At 51.3% G+C, this 22,767-nt stretch carries 17 protein-coding genes, 1 tRNA gene and 5 pseudogenes; 13 read left to right on the top strand and 10 right to left on the bottom strand.

Going from position 1 to position 22,767, the window contains the following annotated elements; genetic code table 11:
* Positions 1-4: 4 nt before the first annotated feature.
* Positions 5-845 (top strand): annotated as a pseudogene (locus JCM15908_RS15410) (IS256 family transposase, variant Zn-binding type).
* Positions 846-1,136: 291 nt separating this feature from the next.
* Here JCM15908_RS15410 and JCM15908_RS11435 read toward each other — a convergent pair.
* Positions 1,137-2,297, bottom strand: a pseudogene (locus tag JCM15908_RS11435) (IS4 family transposase).
* 518 nt (positions 2,298-2,815) lie between these two features.
* Between JCM15908_RS11435 and JCM15908_RS00620 the strand changes: the two are divergent.
* Positions 2,816-2,890, top strand: a tRNA-Arg gene (locus JCM15908_RS00620).
* Between the two features lie 276 nt (positions 2,891-3,166).
* Here JCM15908_RS00620 and rnc read toward each other — a convergent pair.
* The 3 genes from rnc to JCM15908_RS00600 form a co-directional block, all read right to left on the bottom strand.
* On the bottom strand, positions 3,167-4,207 hold the full coding sequence (rnc, locus tag JCM15908_RS00615; protein ID WP_025001859.1) for a ribonuclease III: 1,041 nt from the start codon (positions 4,205-4,207) through the stop codon (positions 3,167-3,169).
* A complete protein-coding gene (fabF, locus tag JCM15908_RS00610; RefSeq protein ID WP_025001858.1) occupies positions 4,197-5,459 on the bottom strand; it encodes a beta-ketoacyl-ACP synthase II in 1,263 nt (420 codons plus the stop codon). The genes rnc and fabF overlap by 11 nt, the downstream gene beginning before the upstream one ends.
* A gap of 349 nt (positions 5,460-5,808) precedes the next feature.
* Entirely contained in the window at positions 5,809-6,045 is a 237-nt protein-coding gene (locus tag JCM15908_RS00600; RefSeq protein ID WP_025001857.1) for an acyl carrier protein, read from the bottom strand.
* 343 nt (positions 6,046-6,388) lie between these two features.
* Here JCM15908_RS00600 and JCM15908_RS00595 point away from each other — a divergent pair, with 343 nt between their 5' ends.
* Together JCM15908_RS00595 and JCM15908_RS11430 are read left to right on the top strand one after the other, a co-directional pair.
* On the top strand, positions 6,389-6,991 hold the full coding sequence (locus JCM15908_RS00595) for a DUF4254 domain-containing protein (protein ID WP_025001856.1): 603 nt from the start codon (positions 6,389-6,391) through the stop codon (positions 6,989-6,991).
* A 162-nt stretch (positions 6,992-7,153) separates the two neighbouring features.
* Positions 7,154-8,211: pseudogene (locus JCM15908_RS11430) on the top strand (glycosyltransferase family 9 protein).
* Between the two features lie 129 nt (positions 8,212-8,340).
* Here JCM15908_RS11430 and JCM15908_RS11425 read toward each other — a convergent pair.
* A pseudogene (locus JCM15908_RS11425) lies at positions 8,341-10,010 on the bottom strand (nucleoside kinase).
* Between the two features lie 86 nt (positions 10,011-10,096).
* On the opposite strand from JCM15908_RS11425, the pseudogene JCM15908_RS11420 reads away from it, so the two are divergent.
* A pseudogene (locus JCM15908_RS11420) lies at positions 10,097-11,811 on the top strand (Na/Pi cotransporter family protein).
* A 169-nt stretch (positions 11,812-11,980) separates the two neighbouring features.
* On the opposite strand, the gene JCM15908_RS11415 reads toward JCM15908_RS11420, so the two are convergent.
* Positions 11,981-13,009, bottom strand: coding sequence for an alpha/beta hydrolase family protein (locus JCM15908_RS11415; RefSeq protein WP_148295479.1), 1,029 nt, complete (start codon positions 13,007-13,009; stop codon positions 11,981-11,983).
* A complete protein-coding gene (locus JCM15908_RS13970) occupies positions 12,958-13,263 on the bottom strand; it encodes a hypothetical protein (RefSeq protein ID WP_051530725.1) in 306 nt (101 codons plus the stop codon). Before JCM15908_RS13970 ends, JCM15908_RS11415 begins: the two co-directional genes overlap by 52 nt.
* Positions 13,264-13,667: 404 nt before the next feature.
* Here JCM15908_RS13970 and JCM15908_RS00570 point away from each other — a divergent pair, with 404 nt between their 5' ends.
* From JCM15908_RS00570 to JCM15908_RS14755, 3 genes are read left to right on the top strand one after another with little or no spacing between them, the layout of a single operon-like run.
* Entirely contained in the window at positions 13,668-14,036 is a 369-nt protein-coding gene (locus tag JCM15908_RS00570; RefSeq protein WP_084607786.1) for a starch-binding protein, read from the top strand.
* Complete coding sequence (locus JCM15908_RS13965) at positions 14,033-14,890, top strand: hypothetical protein (RefSeq protein WP_025001854.1); 858 nt, start codon at positions 14,033-14,035, stop codon at positions 14,888-14,890. Before JCM15908_RS00570 ends, JCM15908_RS13965 begins: the two co-directional genes overlap by 4 nt.
* 20 nt (positions 14,891-14,910) lie before the next feature.
* Entirely contained in the window at positions 14,911-15,084 is a 174-nt protein-coding gene (locus JCM15908_RS14755) for a hypothetical protein (RefSeq protein ID WP_159101285.1), read from the top strand.
* Positions 15,085-15,208: 124 nt separating this feature from the next.
* Here JCM15908_RS14755 and JCM15908_RS13960 read toward each other — a convergent pair whose 3' ends face one another.
* The 3 genes from JCM15908_RS13960 to JCM15908_RS11400 form a co-directional block, all read right to left on the bottom strand.
* Positions 15,209-16,102: a TonB-dependent receptor gene (locus JCM15908_RS13960; protein WP_051530724.1), complete on the bottom strand. Its 894-nt coding sequence runs from the start codon at positions 16,100-16,102 to the stop codon at positions 15,209-15,211.
* Entirely contained in the window at positions 16,084-17,358 is a 1,275-nt protein-coding gene (locus tag JCM15908_RS14750; protein WP_051530723.1) for a TonB-dependent receptor, read from the bottom strand. Before JCM15908_RS14750 ends, JCM15908_RS13960 begins: the two co-directional genes overlap by 19 nt.
* Positions 17,359-17,638: 280 nt before the next feature.
* Positions 17,639-18,265, bottom strand: coding sequence for a helix-turn-helix domain-containing protein (locus JCM15908_RS11400; RefSeq protein WP_234396339.1), 627 nt, complete (start codon positions 18,263-18,265; stop codon positions 17,639-17,641).
* A gap of 653 nt (positions 18,266-18,918) precedes the next feature.
* Here JCM15908_RS11400 and metK point away from each other — a divergent pair.
* From metK to yidD, 5 genes are all read left to right on the top strand, one after another.
* On the top strand, positions 18,919-20,211 hold the full coding sequence (metK, locus tag JCM15908_RS00545; protein ID WP_025001853.1) for a methionine adenosyltransferase: 1,293 nt from the start codon (positions 18,919-18,921) through the stop codon (positions 20,209-20,211).
* Positions 20,212-20,219: 8 nt separating this feature from the next.
* The gene (locus JCM15908_RS00540) at positions 20,220-21,188 is read left to right on the top strand and encodes a DUF4271 domain-containing protein (RefSeq protein WP_025001852.1); all 969 of its coding nucleotides are present in this window, start codon (positions 20,220-20,222) and stop codon (positions 21,186-21,188) included.
* 6 nt (positions 21,189-21,194) lie between these two features.
* Positions 21,195-21,947: a uroporphyrinogen-III synthase gene (locus JCM15908_RS00535; RefSeq protein WP_025001851.1), complete on the top strand. Its 753-nt coding sequence runs from the start codon at positions 21,195-21,197 to the stop codon at positions 21,945-21,947.
* Positions 21,948-21,993: 46 nt separating this feature from the next.
* The gene (gene rnpA / locus JCM15908_RS00530; protein WP_025001850.1) at positions 21,994-22,431 is read left to right on the top strand and encodes a ribonuclease P protein component; all 438 of its coding nucleotides are present in this window, start codon (positions 21,994-21,996) and stop codon (positions 22,429-22,431) included.
* Positions 22,432-22,504: 73 nt separating this feature from the next.
* Positions 22,505-22,750, top strand: coding sequence for a membrane protein insertion efficiency factor YidD (gene yidD / locus JCM15908_RS00525; RefSeq protein ID WP_084607785.1), 246 nt, complete (start codon positions 22,505-22,507; stop codon positions 22,748-22,750).
* Positions 22,751-22,767: the final 17 nt, after the last annotated feature.

Genomic DNA, 22,767 nt, shown 5'->3' with positions numbered 1-22,767 from the left:
CCAAATGTATTATTGCCGGGACTGTGATAAGCAATTCCAAGGGGGAAAGCGCATTAGAGACATAACCCTTTGGAACGAATATCTGACTGATAGACGGACGGTTTCAGAACCGGCTGTTATCCACAAATGTTCAGAGAGGACAATACGCTGCCATCTGGCATTGGCAGCGGACAGTTTCAATTCTGTCTGTCCAGAGTCAGCCGTCATCATCACTGATACAACATACTTCTCCCGCAGCTTGGCGTTATGCTGTTTATGGATGAGGAATCCGGAAAGATACTTCATCGCAAGTATGTCAGGAATGAAACGAACAGGGATTATCTTGACGGACTCAACCATATAGAAGAGTTTGGAACAGAAATAAAGTCAGTCGTATGTGACGGACACACAGGACTCTTGCAAGCTATAAACTCCTATCCTGCACAGATGTGCCAGTTTCATCAGTTACAGATAATCAGGAGGGTACTCACGAAAGACCCACATCTGTCAGCCGGTATAGAGTTGCTGAAGTTAGTACAGAGTATGTTCCCGATGAAGAAAAATGAGTTTATATCGCTGTTTAACAAATGGTGTGAGGACTGGGAAGATTTTCTCAATGAAAGAACGGTATTGGTTTCCGGGAAAACCGCCTATACGCATAGAAGGCTAAGAACAGCAAGACGAGCTATAAGAACGCATCTCAAATGGCTTTTCACCTATGAGGAACATCCTGAACTGAACATTATACGACAAACCGTTTGGAAGGATTTAACGCACAACTCAAAAGGGCATTACTAAATCACAACGGGTTGAATGATATTAATAAGAAGAAATTTATTGACGGGTTCCCTCAATACAAAAAGTAGGCTGGATAATCCAGCCTGCCAAATGTCCATTGCTAACAAGCATACAAGGTTTCAGCCTACCAAATGTCCATTACGCCTAATATTGCTTATAATAGAGCCATTATAAAACTCTATAATGACAAGTATGAAGTTACCCTGACATTTGAGGATATGCCATTTCACGTATTGATAAGCCTATCTAACTTTTGTTTAACTAATGAAGCTGATTGTATTGGAGGGCATTTCAATAACTTCTTTATAGTTGAAAAACTCCAATTTAATTTCACTAGTGTCTACTAAAAATGGACGAGTTTAAAAATTAAATAAATTAGGTTCACCTGAACCGCTTCGGTCTTTGTCATTTTTGAATATAGTTTTGTCGAAGAGATCTCTGAGATTTGTTGTGTCTGTAAGTGACATGCTGAGGATTTGCAGCATCTCATAAGTGCTTCTATCCAATCGCATATCATATTGCACAATGGCAACGAGGCAGTAGCGCAGATGGCAAAGTAAATATGTATTCTGACAGCATTCTCAGTTATTCCCCAAAATTTCTTGATTTTGAGGTGCTGCTTGAGCCACTTGAAGAAAAGTTCTATCTGCCAACGATTCTTGTAGAGGTCGGAAACTTGCAGTGCGGTCAGTTCCATTGCATTAGTCAGGAACATGAACTCACGGCCTTGCTCCTCATCGAAGAATCGTACAAGCCTAAGATGTTCTGGATAGCCTTTCTGACTGCCATAGATGGTCAGCTCTATCTCAGCATCTGTCATTATTACCCTGGGCAGCCTGCGTCTCCACTTGATGCACTTGTACTGCAAATTGGTCTTAGCCCTGACAACGAAGAACGACTCTGCACGATGTATGCGATAGAGCTCCTTGAAGTTGTTGTAGCCACGGTCAAAAATGTAGTAAGCACCTGTCTCAATGGGGATTTCCCTCATCGCCTTGGAGTCATGCACTGATGCTGTGGTGATATGAAAGAAGGCAGGAATCTGAGTCTCCAGGTCATATAGGGTATGTATCTTGATACCGCCCTTATGCTTGCGGAACTTGGCCCACCAAAACACATTCAGGCACAGCGAGATGGTCGTGGAATCGAAAGCATAGACATTACCGGCAAGTTTGAAGATATTAGCAGCCCGTTTGCGCCTGGCCTTACTCACAAGGTAGTAGGCATACTCCTCGAAGATGCGATAGTCACGATTTGTATTGGCTTTAGCCAGATTACTTCTGGTCACATGCTTGCCAAGTCCGAGATGATAGCACTTCTGGTGATGTGCTTCTATGGCGACAATCAAGTCTCGCATGCTCTCACGATTGCTCAACTGACCAAACATCAGTGTAAGGAGTTGGTTCCAACATGTGAAGTTTCACATAGCGGTTACCGCCATACTTGTCAACGATGTGACGGAACTTGTCTGAATCCATAAAAGCGACCAATTGGGAGAAAACGAATTTGGGCTTGTTCATATGCAGTCATCTGTTTGGACTGCAAAGATACAAAATCAAATCGTCGCACCTTGAAAATCTCTGTAACTAACTATATTTCAATTATTTCAAAGAACGCTTAGCGATTTTTAGTGGACGGCAATGAGTTAATTTCATTATTAGAAAGAAATCTAAACTCTCTTGATAAAAGTATTTATTCTGAAATTAAGAACAAAATTCACTTTTTTATTTACACTGAAGATGAATGTTTTGATATAATATCTGACAAACTACCCAAGACAGAAATATCAGAGAGATAACGAAACAGGCTCATCCACGTTAAACAGAGAATTTCCCCAATCGTACTTTTTACTATATTGTTTCCAAATAAAACCTTGCAAAAGTTTTCCTTCAAGAGAGAATAAAAAGAGAAATTATTACGGAAGAATCTGCGGATGGAATAGAATGAACGGTATTTATGCGTTCCAATACCACCACCAATAAATCTCTCTCTTATTTGGTAGAACAGAATAAAATCACTATCTTTGCACCCGATTAATGGTTCCGTAGCTCAGTTGGATTAGAGCAACAGCCTTCTAAGCTGTGGGTCTTGGGTTCGAACCCCAACGGAATCACTGAATACGACACATTTCCCGTGTCGTATTTTTTTATGATTAGACGATTTATAACTCTATTATGCTAAGAATTTTCCTTATACTACAAGCAGCAGGGAAGTACTTTATTGGTTATTTCCTAAAGGCCCAAACGAAGCTATTACCTATATTTCACACATGAATACAAGGATTTTAATAAAGAGGCTTGCGTACTTTCACTAAATCATATCAACTGACAAGCCCTACCAACACATGAGGTACGGCTTGCCAGTACTCTGATATCATAAACAAAAACTGCTATTCTCCAAAGGCTTTTGCCTCTGCTGCGGCAATGGCAGCCTCACGGTCAGCATCTCGCTCGTAAGAGATGCCGGAAGAAACAGATTCATCTGCTTGGTCCTGCCCATCCGACTTACTTCTTCCCAGCTTCGAGACAGGGTTATCGGCATACACCTCTTCGTGAAAAGGATTCCTGCGCTTTTCCTCCTGACTCTTGCAACCTGCCATGAAATCGGTACCCTGCGGCATTGCCGGAACATCTACCACAGGCTCTTCCTCCATCTTTGTACGGTTGGCCTTAGCGGTAAACACCTCGTTTATGAACTGCGGTTCGCGGCGCAGCCGCTGCAACGTCTGCTTGGCAGCCAACTGCTGACTTTCCTTTTTGGAATATCCCTTGCCTTCTCCACATTCCACGCCCTCCATGACAACACGGAACAGAAAGACAGGATTGTTGTCCTTGTCTTTCTCGAAGTTCAGAAGTTTGAACTCCATCTTCACCTTGTTCTTCTGACTCCATTCGATGAGCTTCGACTTGAAGTTGACTTCTTTGTAAGCCACCTTATCTATATTGATAAGCCCACCCAATATCTGCCGCTTCATGAACTTCATGCAGGCATCATATCCGTGGTCAAGATAGAGTGCTCCTACCAGTGCCTCGAAGGCATTGCCCCCCAAGTAGCTGTTGTGCGACGAAATTTGTCCGCTGGACAAAACAAGATTGCAGATACCCATTTCCTTTGCAAGCCGGTTGAGAGTATCACGCTGTACAATCTTCGACCGTGTATTGGTCAGGAAACCTTCGCGCTTTCCCGGAAAATGTTCGAAGACAATGTCTCCGACGACAGCATCAAGAATGGCATCCCCGAGAAACTCCAGACGCTCATTGTTGACCGGCTTTCCCTTCTCGTTACGACGTGCAATACTCTTGTGAAGAAGCGCAGTCTTATAGTAACTAAGGTCGTGTGGAAGGATTCCTATGATGTGGTATAAAGACAAATAAAGCTCCTTTTCCTTGCGGAAAGGGAGCCTTATCCTATCTATAATATTATTCAGCATACTTTTTGAATACTACGCAAGCATTGTGGCCACCGAAACCGAAGGTGTTGCTGAGAGCAGCACGCACTTCGCGCTTCTGCGCCTTGTTGAACGTAAAATTCATGTTGTAATCAAGTTCTTCGTCCTTATCATCCTCCTCGTGGTTGATGGTAGGAGGTACGATGTCGTTCTTCACGGCGAGAATACAAGCCATGGCCTCTACCGCACCGGCTGCACCGAGAAGATGGCCCGTCATACTTTTGGTAGAGGAAATATTCAGCTTGTATGCAGCATCACCGAACAGCTCCTTGATGGCCTTGGCCTCAGAGATGTCACCAACGTGAGTCGAAGTACCGTGAACGTTGATATAGTCAATGTCCTCTGGCTTTAATCCGGCATCGTCGAGAGCTGCCTGCATGACGAGCTTTGCACCGAGACCATCCGGATGAGAAGCAGTGATGTGGTAGGCATCGGCAGACTCGCCCTCGCCAATCATCTCTGCATAGATTCTCGCACCACGGGCCTTGGCATGCTCCAACTCTTCGAGAACGACGCAGCCGGCACCCTCACCCATGACAAAGCCGTCGCGGCTTGCCGAGAATGGACGCGAAGCGTGCTCAGGGTCGTCGTTGCGGGTGGAAAGAGCGTGCATGGCATTGAATCCGCCTACCCCACAAGCACATATAGCACTCTCCGCACCACCACTGACAATCATGTCTGCCTTGCCAAGACGAATTTGATTGAAGGCTGCCGCCAACGCATTGCTTGAAGAAGCACAGGCGGACGTGGTAGTGAAATTAGGTCCGTGGAAGCCGAAATGTATGCTAATCTGTCCCGAAGCGATGTCGGCAATCATCTTCGGAATGAAGAACGGGTTGAACTTAGGACCTTTCTCCTTGTTCTGTCCATAGTAGGTAACCTCCTCTTCAAAGGTACGGATGCCGCCGATACCGACACCGTAGATAACACCGATGCGGTTCTTGTCGGCCGTCTCCAAGTCAATGCCGCTGTCTTTGACGCCCTGCATCGCACTAATCATGGCCAACTGGGTATAGTGGTCAAGTTTGCGGGCTTCCTTGCGGTCAATGTATTCGTTGATGTTCAAGTCCTTTACCTCACACGCAAACTGGGTCTTGAACAGAGTTGCATCGAACTTTGTAATAGGTGCAGCACCACTCTTGCCAGCCAACATATTCTGCCAAGTTTCCTCCGGGCTGTTGCCTAACGGTGTAACGGCACCAAGTCCTGTTACGACTACTCTTTTTAATTCCATTTATATAAGTTATATTGTTATGGCGAATCCGAATTTTCCTTTGTGCTTCCTTGCCTTTTTCTCTGCACATACTTCCTCACCCCATGTCTTGGGCTGGCAATGCCACACGAATAGAAAGGTGCAGAAGAAAAAGCTTCCGTTCTCGGACATAGAAACATCCGTCTATGCCGGAACGATGGCTATTCTGTATTGAATAAGGTGCCGAATAAAAACAAAAAGGCACAAAGAACGCTTTCGTACCTCCCTATCGTGTACGTGATGATTTTTTCGGAACGCGCCCGATAAGTCAATGACTGAAAAAAGATAGGCGGGAAGAATCTTTCCGCCTTTATCTCTTTTACTGCAATCTTTACTTAGCGTTCTCTTCGATGTAAGAGATAGCGTCGCCTACAGTAGAAATCTTCTCAGCCTTGTCATCAGGAATGGAAATACCGAATTCCTTCTCGAACTCCATAATCAGCTCTACCGTGTCGAGAGAGTCTGCACCAAGGTCGTTTGTGAAGCTTGCTTCTGCCTTTACCTCTGCTTCGTCAACACCGAGCTTGTCTACGATAATAGCCTTTACCTTTGATTCAATTTCTGACATAATTGTAAGTTTTAAAATGTTTGATGATTACTTTCTTATTCTAAAATTCGGCTGCAAAGGAACAATAATTTTTCAAGCTACGCAAATTTTTCATTCAAAAATATACCTTTTGCTGCACAAACAACCCAACATTGTGCATCAAATTAGCCTAAAATACCGTTTATCTTGCGTTAAATCAAGTTATTATATAGCTTTATTCAAACATTACTTCCAATATCCGGCACAACAGGAACGGCACACCCGCCTATCGGAATAAGCACAACGGCACGAAAAAGACGTGTTTTTATTTTGTCAATCGCATATTTTCACTTATATTTGCACAATCAATTCAAATCTAATAGAAATGTCATTTACTGATCATTGCAACGAGATTTTCGCACAGGCCATCCGCGATTACCATATCACGGACAATGTAGACACACCCATCAACAATCCTTACGACAGGGATTCCATAGAGAATCGTCTGTACCTGAAGTGTTGGATAGATACCGTCCAGTGGCATTTCGAGGATTTAATCCGCGACCCTCACATCAAACCGGAGGACGGAATGAGCCTTAAACGCCGCATAGACAGGTCGAACCAAGACCGTACCGACCTCGTGGAGCAGATTGACTCCTATTTCCGTCAGCTCTATTCCGACATCGCACCGATGCCCGACGCCACCATCAATACCGAGAGTCCGGCATGGGCGGTAGACCGTCTCTCCATCCTCGCACTGAAGATTTACCACATGAAGGAGCAGGCCGAGCGTACCGATGCAGCCCCGGAGCATACGGAGAAATGCCGTTCCAAGCTCAACATCCTGCTCGAACAGCAGGCTGACCTCGGCACCGCCATCGACCAGTTGCTCGACGACATCAAGGCCGGACGCAAGTATATGAAGGTCTACCGGCAGATGAAGATGTACAACGACCCTTCTACCAATCCCGTATTGTATAAGAAATAAGATGCCGGCTCCGGAAGAAGGCACGTTGCGTGATGGGTGTTGACGAAAAGCCGTGGCTTTCTTCAACACCCATTCCCTTTGCTTCCACCATTTCTATTAAGGCATGACGTCCCTCCTGCAAGCCCGTCCGTCATTCTTCCACCATCACCCCATCCTCCTGTTATGCACGCTGAACATATCATCATCATCCGCTTTTCGGCCATGGGCGACGTTGCCATGACCCTGCCAGTCGTCTACTCGCTCGCCAAGCAGTATCCCGACTTGCGAATCAGCGTCCTCTCGCGTCCCTTCGCGCGCGCTTTCTTCGAGTCCATTGCACCAAACGTCGACTTCATGGAGGCCGACCTGAAGGGCGAATACAAGGGTATCAAGGGACTGAACCGGCTTTACCGCCGCCTGATTGCCAAGCACCCGACAGCCGTAGCCGACTTCCACAACGTACTGCGGACGAAGTTTCTCCGCCAAAGATTCCATCTTGACAGAATCAAGACAGCACATATAGATAAGCACAAGGAGGGGAAACGACTATTGTGCAGGCGCAGAAACAAGGTCTTCGTACAGCAGCCGACCTCCTTCAGCAACTATCAGGACGTACTGAAGGAGCTGGGGTATCCTGTCCGACTTTCCTTCCAGAGCATTTTTCCCAAAGAGGGCGGCGACCTGTCAACGCTGTCCCCCGTCGTCGGCACAAAACCGTCCGGCTGCCAATGGATAGGAATCGCACCCTTTGCCGCCCACCAAGGCAAGATGTACCCACAGGAGAAGATGGAGCGAGTGATAGACCTGCTTGTCCAGCGCGCCCCCACGTGCCGCATATTCCTGTTTGGAGGCGGCAAGAAAGAGAAAGACATACTCGGCAGATGGGCAGAGAAACACAGCCAGTGCATCTCGCAGCCTCAACCCTGAACGGCCTGAAAGAAGAACTGACGCTGATAAGCCATCTCGACGTGATGGTTTCGATGGACAGTGCCAACATGCACCTTGCCTCGCTGACGGGCACACGCGTCGTCAGCGTATGGGGGGCGACCCATCCCTATTGCGGTTTCATGGGGTGGCAGCAGTCTCCCGACGATGCCGTACAAGACAACGGACTTTCCTGCCGCCCCTGTTCGGTCTTCGGCAACAAGCCCTGCCATCGCGGCGACCTTGCCTGCATCAACTCCATCCGCCCCGAAGACATTGTAGAGAAGGTGCTTTCGCCTGCAAGCTCCCGGCCGTAAAGACAAGACACAGCCTTCACGGACAGACAAGACTGCCCCCGAAACCCTGTTTTTCGGCTAAATGCAACCACACAACAGGCTTCGGGGGCAGTTTCCCATTATTTTTTCACAGGCAGGGCTTCCCCCGTCTCAATACTTGAACGACGAGCCGCCCAAGAACTCTCTCAGCAGCGACGTCGGGGGAAGATTCCGAAAAGGCAGCGAAGAGAAGTATTTCAGGAACTTCCTCAGCCTGTATGCCTCAGCATATTCATCACAATTCTCCGGCACCTGCTCCAGTATCTCCTCGGCCTGTGGCTTGATTACTGCCAGTTCAAAGAGCATGGCGGTGTTGAACATCACGTCGGCGTTCTCCTGATAGGGGAATATCCACTTGTTCTCCCCGGCACGTACCGAAGGCCACCGGCGGATGGTCTCCTGCGCAGAACTGCCCCTATACTTGTAGTCGCGGACGATGCGGCGCAGCAGGCGGTTGTCGGTCGTGGGAATATAGTTGTGGTCGTCCAACAGGATAGTAGTCAGCGCAGAGGCATAGACCTTGAACTTGAGCGCATCGGTATCTGCTCCGTCAACATCGGATTGAGGGCGTGGATACCCTCTACTACCAGAATGTCGTTCTCACCGAGCCTCAGCAGCTTGCCGCTCTTCTCGCTCTTGCCCGTCTGGAAGTTATATTTCGGAAGTTCCACCTCCTCTCCCCGGAACAGCGCACTGAACTGTTCGTTTATCAGGGGTATGTTCAGGGCGTGGATGCTCTCGTAGTCGAGTTCGCCATTCTCGTCCTTCGGTGTGTCCAAACGGTTGACGAAATAGTCGTCGAGCGACACCTGCACCGGGCGGATTCCGCTTGCAAGGAGCTGCACCGAGAGACGCTTGCAGAACGTCGTCTTTCCGCTTGACGACGGACCGGCTATCAGCACCGCCTTCACCTCCTTGCGCTCTGCAACCGCATCCGCTATTCTCGAAATCTTCTTCTCCTGCAAAGCCTCACTGACGTTGATAAGGTCGGTGGCCAGTCCCTTCCCCACCGCCTCGTTGAAGTCGCCCACGGTCGTAACCCCGAGGATGCTCTGCCAGCGGTGATGCTCCTTAAACACCTCGAACATCTTGTCCTGCCGTATCACCTCCCCCAGACGGGAAGGGTCCTGCAACGACGGAATACGCAGCAGGACACCGTCGTAGTAGGGTTCCAGTCCGAAAAGACGAATCTGCGAAGTGTTCGTCAGCATCGAGCCATAGTAGTAGTCCTTGTAGTCGTCTATTACATAATAGGTGGTGTAGAGCGTACTGCTGCTGCGCAGGAGCTTTGTCTTGGCCTTGTCGCCCAGCCCGGCAAACATCCTGACCGCATCTTCGGTGGTCGTCTCGTATCGCTGTATGGGAAGATGGGCATCTATTATTTCCTGCATCCTCCTGCGGATGGCAGCCACGTCTCCGGCACTTACGCCCCTTTCGGGCCGCCCGAGCTGAAGGTTGCAATAGTAGCCGTTGGAGACGGGAATATCTATGACGACCTGACTGCCGGGATAGAGGTCGTGTACGGCCTTGCAGAGAACAAAGAACAGCGACCGCGTGTAGGTGCGTATACCCGACGGTGTGCGCAGGTCGAGAAACTCGACGTCCTTGTTGTGGTAGACCCGATAGTGCAGGCCTTCCACCTTATTATTGACCTTTGCACTGACGGGTCCATACTCCATTTGTAGGTTATTTGCATTGAAAATCTCAAAAAGTGTACTGCCGATTGGGACTTTCAGAGTTTTTTTGTTATTTTTGCAACGGATTTGCAATACTTGTTTCATACCAACTAACTTTAAGTGTTATCTGGGTGTAAAGGTAGCAAAATCCACCCGGAATGCAAAATATATCGCATTACAATATTATTATTATGAGTACAAGTGCTTATTTAGCAATTGCCTTTAAGATAGTAGGGTCTCTCGCCCTGCTTATCTACGGCATGAAAGTGATGAGCGAAGCCCTGCAAAAAATGGCAGGATCGCAGTTGCGCCACATCCTCGGGGCCATGACAACCAACCGCTTCACCGGCATGCTTACGGGTACGTTCATCACCTGCGCCGTACAGTCGTCTTCGGCAACCACCGTAATGACGGTTTCCTTCGTCAATGCCGGACTCATCACGTTGGCACAGGCCATTTCCGTCATCATGGGTGCCAACATCGGAACGACCCTCACCGCGTGGATTATGTCCCTCGGCTATTCGGTCGACCTGACGAGCTTCGTGTTCCCTGCCTTCCTCGTGGGCATCATCCTTATCTATACGCGGAAGCTCCGCTACGTCGGCGACTTCCTCTTCGGACTTTCGTTCATGTTCCTAAGCCTTGTACTCCTCAGTGCTGCCGGAGGCGATTTGCAACTGGAACACAACCCTGCCATCATAGACTTCTTCCGTTCGTTCGACGTCAACAGCTACCTCACCATACTCGTATTCCTTGCCATCGGTACCGCCATCACGTGCATCGTGCAGTCGTCGGCAGCCGTCATGGCCATCACCATCCTCATGTGCTCCACGGGCGTACTGCCCATCTACCTCGGCATCGCGCTGGTCATGGGCGAGAATATAGGTACGACCATCACCGCCAACCTCGCCGCGCTCGCTGCCAACACGCAGGCCCGGCGTGCTGCCCTTGCCCACCTGATGTTCAATGTCATCGGCGTGGTCTGGGTACTCTGCCTGTTCTATCCTTTCGTAGACACGGTTTGCAGCTTCGTCGGCTATGATCCGCAACAGCACAACCTCACCCAGCAGCAGCTTGCCCTCAAGCTCCCCATCGTACTGGCGGCCTTCCATACATCCTTCAATATCGTCAACACCTTCCTGCTCATCTGGTTCATCCCCCTGCTGGAGCGTCTGGTCTGCTCGATTATCAAGCCGCGGAAGCGCGAGGAGGAGGAAGACTTCCGCCTGCGCTTCATTCAGGCCGGCATCATGAAGACCCCCGAGCTGTCCGTACTCGAAGCCAGCAAGGAGATTCAGGCCTTTGCCGACCGCCTTCAGCGCATGTTCAGCATGGTGCGCGAACTGCTTACCACCAAGGAGGAGTCGGCCTTCGTGAAGCTCTATACCCGTATAGAAAAATATGAGGGCATCTCCGACAACATGGAAATTGAGATAGCGAAATACCTCGACGAGGTGAGCAACGCCCATCTGAGCGACGAAACCAAGGACAAGGTGCGTGCCATGCTCCGTGAAATATCCGAACTGGAGAGCATCGGAGACGCCTGCTACAACATTGCACGGACGGAAAGCCGCCGCATAAAGGGCAAGGAGGAGTTCACGGAAGACCAGCTGAACCACATTCACCAGATGTTTGAGCTGACCGACGACGCCTCACGCAGATGAACTGCATCCTCGTAGGCCACAAGCAGGACAACAACATCAACCGTTCGTTCAACATTGAGAACGAGATAAACAACTACCGCAATCAGCTGCGCAGCCAGAACATCAGCGATGTAAACGACCATAAGTACACCTACGCTATCGGTACGATGTACATGGACATCATTCAGGAGTGCGAAAAACTCGGCGACTATGTGGTCAACGTGGTTGAGGCACGAATGGGCATCAGGCAGCAGGAGGCATAACCGCCGCCCTGTCTGCCTGTGCATGACGGACACCGACAAATCCATAAAGGCTTAACGGCAAAACGAAAGTGCCGTTTTCGCAAGGTCAGAACGGCACTTTGACACTGCGAAAGCGGCACTTTCGTTTTGCCACATTCTTACGCCCGCCAACGGAGTCAGCGGACAAGGCTCATTGCTCCGCTATTTTCCCTGTCCTGACAAACTGCGCTATGTCGTCCATGACGTAGCCGGGGATATGCGAGGGCGTATTGTACTCTTCGGCTACGGGCTTCCCCGTGTCCTCCACGAAGAGGTGGTTCAGCAGCGGATAGGTCCTGCGCACCACGCCGCGGTTCTTCTTCAACCATTTGTCCCACGCCCGATAATCTGCCACGGTTACCTGTACGTCGCGTTCACCCTGCAACAGAAGCATTGGGAGACGGAGACGGGCTGCCGTCGCACCGGCCGAATAAAGACTGTCAAAGGCTATGTAGCTCTCGGGCAACTGCCTGCGCGCGACGGCCATCACGGAGTCGACAACTGCCGCATCCGATGTTTTCAGGGCAGCGATGTTCTGGTCGCGCAACACGTCCATCAGCTTTCGGGGTGTTCCGGCAAGCATGACGATGCCTGCCAAGTGTCCCGACCGCTCGGCAATGCGGGGTGCGAGCATTGCCCCAAGGCTGTGCCCTACTACGTAGATGCTGTCCCTGCACACCTCGGGGAACACCCTTGCCGAATCGATGGCCGTCAGCACGTCGTCTACCGTCTCGGTATCGTAGTCCAGCTGCCGTCCCTTGGGCAGCCCGTGCCGGGCAACGTCATAGACGTGGGTGCGCTTCTCGTATCTGATGACGGCTATTCCGCGCCGACTCAGTCCCTCTGCAAGGTCGCGGAAAGGCTTGTTCGCCCCGACCGACTCGTTCATGTCCGACGGTCCCGACCCATGAACGAGGACGACGCAAGGATATTTCCGTCCCTTCTCACCACCGGGAAGAGTCAGCCGGGCAGGCAGGTCGAATCCGTCGGTCTGCAGCGTGAACTCGCGCTCATGGGGCAGCGGCGGATTGTCGTCGATGGCTTCAGGCTGCGAGAAGAACAGACCGACGAGACGGTTGTCGGCATTGAAAGTCAGCGAAAGCGTTATCCGGCAGCGCGCAAAGGTCATTACGCGCGTGAAAGCCTCATGTCCGCCTGCCCTGTCTCGGCAGGCAGCCACAGCGCGGCCGAGCGGAAATCGCCCAGCTGCAGCTGTATCTGCCTGAACATGGCGGATGCCTGCTCCTTGGTTACGGCTTTCCGAAACTCGTCGTCTGCCATGTTCAGCAGGCTGTCGCCCTGTCCGTGGACAAAATATCCGTATGCCTGCTGCGGCAGCATGTAATATTGCTTCATCAGTTTTCCCATACCCTGTGCGCAGACGGGCACAGCGGTGAGGAGAAGCAGCAGGAGTGTTGCGATTGTATTCTTCATTTCTATTGTTGATGATTGGAAGATTGGAAGACGGACAAGGCGGCACGGGACGCCCTACCTTATATTATAGCTGTCCTGTCCTCATATAGCCAAGGAGCTGTTCCGGCAGCATGGCACCGCCTTTGGGCAAAGTTACGAATAAAAAAACGCTTCTCAGCGTTTCTCCCTGTATAAAGTTGAGCCGACAGCAGAAAATAAATGAATATTCCATCCATACACAACAACAAAGCAGTTAAATATACATAAGAACGCCACTCTATAATTAAAAATACTTAATCTGTATTCGTTTTATATCAATATCCGAGGAAATGGCATAACTTTGCAACCCGACTGACATATTTACAACGTACAAACCGAATAATAAATTCAGTAATAATCTATAATAACAACTAATAATTAAAGAAATGAGAAAACTATTTACGCTATGCGTACTGCTCACAATGGCAGTACTTAACCTGTGTGCGAAGGACATCACCGTTTATGTTCAGGCATCTGCAGCACCCCATATCCACTATTGGGGAAGCGCAGGCAACTCAGAGTGGCCGGGAGAAATGATGACCGAAACCAAGACGTTCAAGAACCCGACAACGAAGCAGGAGCAGACCTTCTACGTAAAGAGATTTATCAATATACCCGAGGGTGGTGCTGTAAACATCATTTTTAACAACGGGCCAGACAAGCAAACCGGCAACATTGAGGCATTACGTCTGACAGCTACTTCATTTACGACGGTGAGAGTGGCTATGAGGATATTACATCACAATATGGCATGAAGGCCACCTATACCGTTGCAGGTGCTCCTGCCAGTGTTTTTAAAACATTGTGGGACAAAGACAACGATGCCAACATCATGCAGGAGCAGCCCAACGGCACCTACCTCTGGAAGAGAACCATTACCCTTAGCGAGGCCGAGGCAGCCGACAAGCAGAACCTTGCCTTTAAGGTGGTCATTAATCCGGGCAATACTTGGTTGCCGAAAGAGAACTTCTATTATGGCGACCTGCTGCAGCGTGCCGGCACTTTCGACGTTTCCATTACCTTTAATCCTGAAAACGACAATATCGCCATGACAGCCACACAGGATGTTACCATCCCGTCGGCAGGCTATGCAACCTTTGTTCCATCCGTGAAGACCAATTTCTCGGCTCTCGGCATCACCGCCTACACGGTAAAGGTAACCGATGCCAGCGTTACCCTCTCGCCCATTGAGCACGAGGTACTGCCCGGTACGCCGGTCGTACTGAAAGGTGCCGCACAGACATACAAGGCTGCTGCCATCTGGGCAAACAAAGAGCAGGATAGTCAGTTTGCCGCTACGACAGAGCTGAAGGTTTCCGATGGCAAGATGACAGGGGCCGGTCTGGTCTATGTACTCGCTAACAAGAGCAAGGGAGTAGGCTTCTACCGTCTCGCTGAAAACGTAACCATCCCTGCCGGAAAATGCTATCTCTCCATGCCGATAGAGGCTGGCGCGAAGGACTTTATCGGTTTCGAGACAACCGGCATCAGCCATGCTGCCATGTCGGCTACCGCCAACGACGCCATGTATAACCTTTCCGGGCAGCGTGTAGACAGCACTTACAAGGGAATTGTAATCAAGAACGGCAAGAAGATATTGAACAAATAAACAAACTAAAAGATACAACTATGAGCAAGAATTATATTGTACCGGCTATCAAGGTAAAGGAAATGAACGCAGAATCTCTGTTAGCTGGAAGTGGTGAAACACTGCCTTTAGTGGATGATGAGACCATCAATAATGAGTCGGAAATCCTTTCCAAGGAGAACCATATAGGAAACAAGAGCCTTTGGGAAGACTAAACCGGCACGTAGAACATACAGCATGGAGGAGACAGACTGCCATCAGGGCAGTGCTGTCTCCTCTTGTTTTTATCATGGGACTGGCATGAAAAAATGAACGAAAGGCCACCGTAAGCCCCTTGCCTTACCGTCCCTGCATGATTCCCGTTTGGGAATCTCTGTTCTGAAGCGTCTTCCTGATGCTCTTATACTTTCGTCCCCACTGCATTTTCCACGTAAGATTGAACGTCAGCATGTTGCCGTAATCCCGTCCGCGCTCTATGAAGACCTTGTGCATGTATTCGTTGCAGATGATGCTCTTGTTCGTCCGGGGATGTTGCTCGAAAGGATGCTGAAAGAAAACCGACAGGTCGAAGTTGCCTATATGGCAGGTTGCCCCCACGTAGGTGGCACTTCCACCGTGTCCCATGGTCTCGCCCTCCATGAATTTCCACCCATTGTCGGCAGCGGCAACGAGCGTCCAGCGTCCGAGATAGGCATTAAGGCTGCCCGAGAAGTTGTAGGTCGTCAGGTAATGGCGGTAGTTATCGCCATAGTTAAAGAAGCGGAAGACACCTCCCCACAGGTTGGCCGTCAGCCGTTCGGGCAGGATGTCGCAACGGGCATAGACCGTTCCGTAGACCATACGGATGTCTTTCTGATTCCGCTGCGTATAGACAAAGCGGTCGTCGGCCGTTCTGACGTAGTAAGCCATATTGGACCGTGGGTTCGTCCGATAGCAGAAATCAGCCGAAAGCGACAATCTCGGGCGGTCATAACTCAACGTGAGGACATGGTCGAACACCTTATTCGGCTTCAAGTCGGGATTCCCGACCGTCCATTCCATTACATTCGTGCGGATAGCAGTGCCGCCGATAAAGGCAATCCGCGATACATGCTCGTACATCTCGAACGAATAACGGAGCGAAAGGGCAGGCGTGAACGCGTAGGACACGGTAGTCTTGGGACGGAAAAGCCAGTATGAGTAGCGGCTTCCTCCCTGCCGATAGCCATGATGGCTCACCCCGAGTCCTGCCACGTAGCTGAGGTCCTTCCATCTTCCTTTATCTCCCCGAAGACATACAGGCTGCTGTTGTGCAGCTGGGTGAGTGATGCCACAGAACCCGTATATTCGTTGCGCGTGTACTTTGTGCTGTGCTTCATGCCCAACGAGACGGTGAAGGGACGGAGGCGGTTCTCGTAGACGGCCTCGGTCAGCAGCGACCACGTCCGCCCCTTGACGGCATACTCGTAGACGCTTCCTTCGTCGTTGAAATCGTAATCGTCGGTGGCTATGCCCGTCCCTACGGCATTGGCGGTGAGGGTTTGGTGACTGCCGAGAGTGTGCATAAAATAGAGGTCAAGAGCCGGGGTGAAGCTGGAAGAGCGGCCGCGGGAATGTACGACCGCATCGGTCTTCACACCCGGGTTCAAGGGACTCCTGCCATTATCCGACACATTTTGTATCACGCTGCTGCCGGGGTCGTGCCTCCATTCGTTGGTAAGGACAGCCTGAAAAACGTAGGAAGCCGAATCGGCAAGGCTGTATTTCGCCTGCAAGCTATTATTATAGCTGCGCGAACGGGCCGACTGACAGGTCCGGCTGACGTGATAGAGCGTGCCGTTGTTGAGCAGATAGTCGGTCTGTTCGCTGTTATCGTTCCCCCGGAAGTCGGTATAGTCCTGCTGATATGTCAGCCCGAACTCGGAGTTTCCACGGTTCGCCTTCCCGAAAACGGTATTGCTGCCATGCCGGGCGGTCAGCGAGTTGTTCAGGTCGGCCCCTGCCAGCCATCCGCTGTCGCCCCTCCGCGTGCGAATGTCAATGACGTAGCCAATCCCTTCACCGTATCTGACGCCCGGATTGTCGATGAAATCGACGCTTTTCACGGTTTTCGGGTCAAGCGACAGCAACTCTTCGTGCGTAGTGATGGCACCGTTGAGCCGCAACTGCACCGAACCGTTGTTGCCAAGGGGCGTTATCGTGCGTGCCACCTCGTCTACACGGATGCGCGGCAGGGCGAGCTTGGCGAGCAGGCTGTAGCCGTTGGTAGAGGCCTGCAGCTGTTTTGCGGAGGGGAAAAGGAGTTGTCCGTCGGGTTTGCGGACGACACGCGCGGCCTCTACTGTTACCTCCGGCAGGGCGAGGGCTGCAACGCTGTCGGAGCGAACCGAAGCAACCGGACCGCCGTCCTGCATATACAGGGAGTCGCAGCACGACGACAGGGCAGCCGCCCGGGTACGGGTGGCATGCGATAGGGATACCACCAAGAAGAGAATCAGGAGTTTTTCCATCTTTACTAAAGTTTAGTTATTGCTGGCAAAGATAGAGAAAAACAAAGCAGACAGGCGAAAAAAGAAGCTGACAATTGTCTGACAATCGGACAGGCAAGCCTATATACAAGGATGAAAATACAAAATGAGGATGACCATTCCACCTTATCATATACAACAAGCCTCCTTCCGCATCCGTCCGCAACCCCGGAATGTGATAGCCGAAATATCAGAAAAACATGACCATCAAATAGAGACACGTGCCACACGTACCCGGATTGAGAAAGCCAAGCTCACGCTTCTACGCTTCCTCCAGCCGATAGCTCCTGCCCCGTTCGGAGACAATTTTGAGACTGCCTTGCCGTTCCACAATCGGCTTCAGGCGGCGGATGAGGGTGTAAAGCGTCTCGGAGGCATCGGGTTTCCGCGGCCACAGCCGTTCGCAAATCTCGTCTTTGGACAGGCAATGCTGCTCGGCGGTGAAAAACATCTCCAACAACTGCTGCTGCATCGGGGTGAGACGGACGGGCTGGCAGTCGGGACGATAGAAACGGCGTTCGCCGGCGACATAGACCAGCGAGCCGAACGACAGACCCTCTACGCGCCGACGACGTACAGAGCGGAACGAGAGGAAGAGCCACCCCACCGTCAGGAGCGACAGAAACCACGGCAGCCGATGGTCGGCCAAGCCCCACACGGTGGCAAACGAGCAGTTGGCATAGCCCCGCAAGGCCACCGCCGCATGCTGCGAACGCCATTCCATCCGCCGGCTGCACAGAGTGTCGTCGCGCTGCAAGTCGGCATAGTAGAGGTAGGAGTGGTTACGAAGCTCGGCTATCCGCAGGTTCTGACGGTAAGAGTGGATAGTGTCGGGCGTTATCCAGCCCTCCTGACTTGCGGCAAGCGTCTTGCTCAGAGCCTGATTCATATCCTCACTATGCGCTGTTCGGCAGTATGGTAGCTGTCGATGCCTGCCCCGACAGACGAAAGCAGCAGCACCAGAAAGACGACGACGGACATATAGGGTTTCATAAGCGTTTCTGTTAGAGTTTCGTTTCAGCTTGACCTTGCAAAGATAAACATTTATAGCCAAACCGGCAAACGTTCTGCCAAGATACTGGCAGGAAACTATCGGAAATCGCGAAAAACATTTACAGCCTACAAAAGCATCCACGCAAACACCCACAGAAGGCCATCCTCGTCCACTTATCTGCAACCAGCTAACAGACAAACACTTACACAGGTCCTCCGAAAACGCCGTTCCCGGCAGGCGAAAGCAGCATTCTGACACAGTGAAAACGGCACTTTCGCATGGCCGTTCCGGCACTTTCGCAACACGAAGACGGCTTCCCGGCAGAAAGGGGAAGGCACGGCGAATGAAAAATATCAACAAAACGACGTCAGCGACCTGCGCGGCCCGCCCTCCGCTCCCGTCATTCCCTACACTCCGGGAGACCTCCCCCACACGGCCGTACCACCGCTCTTCCGGGCATAATATTCTCTAAATATTCCGTCAATATTTTGCTATCACGTTAAGTTGCAGTAACTTTGCACTCTCAAATAAAAAACAGAGAAGAAGATATGGCATATTTATTTTCATCAGAATCAGTATCTGAAGGCCACCCGGACAAGGTTGCCGACCAGATAAGCGACGCACTCCTCGACCAGTTTCTCGCCTACGACAAGGACGCACGCTGCGCCATCGAGACGTTCAACACGACGGGGCAGGTAGTCATCATGGGCGAAGTACGCTCCTCCGAATACGTCGACCTACAGGCCGTTGCACGCAAGACCATCAACAACATCGGCTATACAAAGGCAGAATATCAGTTCGACGGCAACAGCTGCGGCATACTCTCGGCCGTCCACGAACAAAGCGACGACATCAACCGGGGCGTAGACAACGGCGACGAGGAGAATCAGGGAGCCGGCGACCAAGGCATGATGTTCGGCTACGCCTGCAACGAGACCGAGAGCTACATGCCCGTCACGCTCGACTTGGCGCACCTGCTCATGCGCACACTGGCAGACATCCGCAAGGAGGGCAAGCTGATGACCTATCTCCGTCCCGACTCGAAGAGTCAGGTAACGGTAGAGTACAGCGACGAGAACATACCGCAGCGCATCGACACCATCGTCGTTTCCACACAGCACGACGACTTCATTCAGCCTGCCGGCGACACGCGCGAGGCACAGCTCGAAGCCGACAGAAAGATGCTGGAGCAGATTCGCAAGGACGTGATAGAGATACTCATACCGCGCACGAAGGCGCAAATCAAGTCGGAAAAGGTACTCGCCCTCTTCAACGACAACATCAAATACTTGGTCAATCCGACGGGTAAGTTCGTCATTGGCGGCCCTCACGGCGACACGGGTCTGACGGGACGGAAGATTATCGTCGACACCTACGGCGGCAAAGGTGCGCACGGCGGCGGTGCCTTCTCGGGCAAGGACTCCAGCAAGGTAGACCGTTCGGCAGCCTATGCAGCACGGCATATCGCCAAGAACATGGTAGCAGCAGGCGTCAGCGACGAGATGCTCGTGCAGCTGGCCTACGCCATCGGTGTGGCAGAACCCGTCAGCGTGTACGTGAATACCTACGGACGCTCCAAGGTAAAGGCTTCCGACAGCGAGATTGCAGAGACCATCAAGAAGCTCTTCGACCTCCGTCCCAAGGCCATCGAACGCGCGCTGAACCTCCGGCAGCCGATGTATCTCGAAACAGCGGCATACGGACACATGGGCCGACAGAACGAAACGATACGGAAAACCTTTACCAGCCACTATCACGAGACAAAGGTGATAGACGTAGAACTCTTCACTTGGGAGAAGACAGACAGGGTAGACGACATCAGGAAGGCTTTCGGGCTATAGGCTGAACCATGCTCAGTACGGATTCAACAGCAATTCCGCCACTACTCCGCAGGCTTGACTCAGGGGGTCGGGCAAAGGCAAAGTCGGACGCTGCCGGGCAGGCTGCGTCCGACTCGGTGCATTTGCCGGCTGCCGATTCACTTCATGCGGAGACCAGTCTGCCGGGACTCCTGAGGCTGAAACCGAAGAAAGAGTTCCGGCTGACCGACGTGGACTTTCGCAACGAAGGCTATTTCAAGGGCAGCCAGTACTTCCGCCCCGGACTGAGAGCGGCCCACAGCGGTGTCCTCGGCGACCCCGCGCCCTACAGCGTCAGCAACGACAATACCGTTGCCGGACTGCTTCTGGGGTGCTTCGCACTTGCCCTCGTGGCGGCATCGCTCTCGCGCAACTTCATCATCCGGCAGGTCGGAAGCCTCTTCCGCATACCGCGCAACCGCGCAACCATGGCAGAGACCTCCTACGAAGTGCGTTTCCAGCTGTTCCTTGTCGTACAGACGGCACTCATCCTCAGCATCGTCTACTATCTGTACAACCGCACGGCAGGAGGCAACAGCTACATCATGGAGTCCCAATTGGAGATGATAGGCATCTATTTCGGTATCTTCATGGGATATTTCTTGGCGAAATACATCCTCTATTCCATCGTCAACTGGGTCTACTTCAGCAGGAATAAATGTTTACAATGGATGCAGTCGTGGCTCTTCCTGACCTCCATGGAGGGCGTGCTGCTCTTCCCCCTCGTGCTGCTGTTGGTTTATTTCAATCTGTCGATGCAAATATCGATGATTTACCTGCTTACAGCCATACTTCTAATCAAAATACTTGCCTTTTACAAAGAGTTCGTTATCTTTTTCAAAAGAACAAGTGTCAGTCTGCAAATAATTTTGTACTTTTGTGCGCTTGAATTGATGCCGTTGACGGCATTGGTCGGCGTCTTGACATATACAGGTAACTATTTGACTATAAATTTTTAGGACACGATGATTAAAAAGATCTTGATATCACAGCCAAAGCCCTCCAGCGACAAGTCGCCTTACTACGACATAGCGGAAGATTTGGGCGTTGAACTGGTATTCAGACCATTCTTTCAGGTCGAGGGACTATCGGCAAAGGAATTCCGTCAGCAGAAAATCAATCTGTTAGACTATTCGGCTGTTGTATTCACATCACGCCACGCTATTGACAATTACTTCAAACTTGCCAAGGAAATGCGCGTTACCATTCCCGAGACCATGAAATATTTCTGTGTTATTGAGACCATCGCGCTCTATATTCAGAAGTACGTTCAGTATCGCAAACGAAAGGTTTTCTTCGGCAATTCGGGCAAGATAGACTCCCTGTTGCCCACAATGGTGAAGCACAAGGACGAAAATTACCTCGTCCCGCAAAGCTCCGCGCACAACGAAATGCTCAAGACGATGCTCGACAACAGCAAGCTGAAGCACAAGGAGTGCATCATGTACCGCACGATAAGCAGCGACCTGACTGCCGAGGAGAAGAAATCGTTCGACTACGACATGCTTGTCTTCTTCAGTCCGACGGGTGTCCGCGCATTGAAAAAGAACCTCCCCGACTTTGAGCAGGGCGATATAAAGATAGCAGCCTTCGGGCCTGCTACCGCCAAGGAGGTGGTAGCGCAGGGCTTCCGGCTCGACCTTGAGGCACCATCGTCGAAGTATCCGTCCATGACAGGTGCCCTCCGCGCCTATCTGGAAGAGCAGAACGGCAAGTAACTGATGGCAGACGGCCATCCGGCAAGGCAAAGAACACTCACCCGACATGCCCATCACGCACAGACAAACATTCCGAAAGCAGGAGCGACTTTGCAGCAAGAAGCTCATCGACAGGCTCTTCACGGGAGGCGGCAGCCACTCGCTGTCAGCGTTTCCCCTGCGGGCTGTCTATTGCGCAGTGGACGACGGAGAAGGCGAATCTGCGACGGAGAATGCGGCACAAGTGCAGTTGCTCATCAGCGTTCCGAAGAAACACTTCAAGCGTGCAGTCAGGCGCAACCGCGTAAAGCGGCAGGTTCGCGAAGCCTATCGGAAGCACAAGCATCTTCTTCTCGATACTCTCGCATCCATGCCACAGCACCGTCTTCTGATTGCCTTCATCTGGCTGGCAGACGAACTTCACGGTTCAAAGAACGTAGAGAGCAAGGTCTGCAACCTGCTGGAGCGGATAGGAGAGAGGGAAAACGCCACAACCGCGCAATAGGCACAGGCGTCCCGCCTGCCCATTCCGCCCCCACCGGATTGCCCGGACAGCCCGTTAAGATAAGGAGGACACAATGAAAGTAAATAAAATACTGCGCTTTGCCTCGCGCGCTGCCGCATGGCTGCTGATTCTGCCATCCGTTTCTATCAGGCAGCCATCAGCTTACACTCCGCCCTCGTGCCGTTTCACCCCCACCTGTTCGGAATACGCCAGACAAGCACTGCTGAAACACGGGCCGATAAAGGGACTGGCACTGGCCGTGTGGCGCATATTGAGATGCAATCCATGGGGTGGAAGCGGCTACGACCCGGTTCCGTGAGTCGCCTTTTCAGACAC

It is taken from the genome of Prevotella dentasini JCM 15908 (assembly GCF_000614065.1).
GTDB classification, from domain to species: Bacteria; Bacteroidota; Bacteroidia; order Bacteroidales; family Bacteroidaceae; genus Prevotella; species Prevotella dentasini.
The sequence above is the reverse complement of the archived record's forward strand: the minus strand, read 5'-3'. Positions and strand labels throughout refer to the sequence as shown.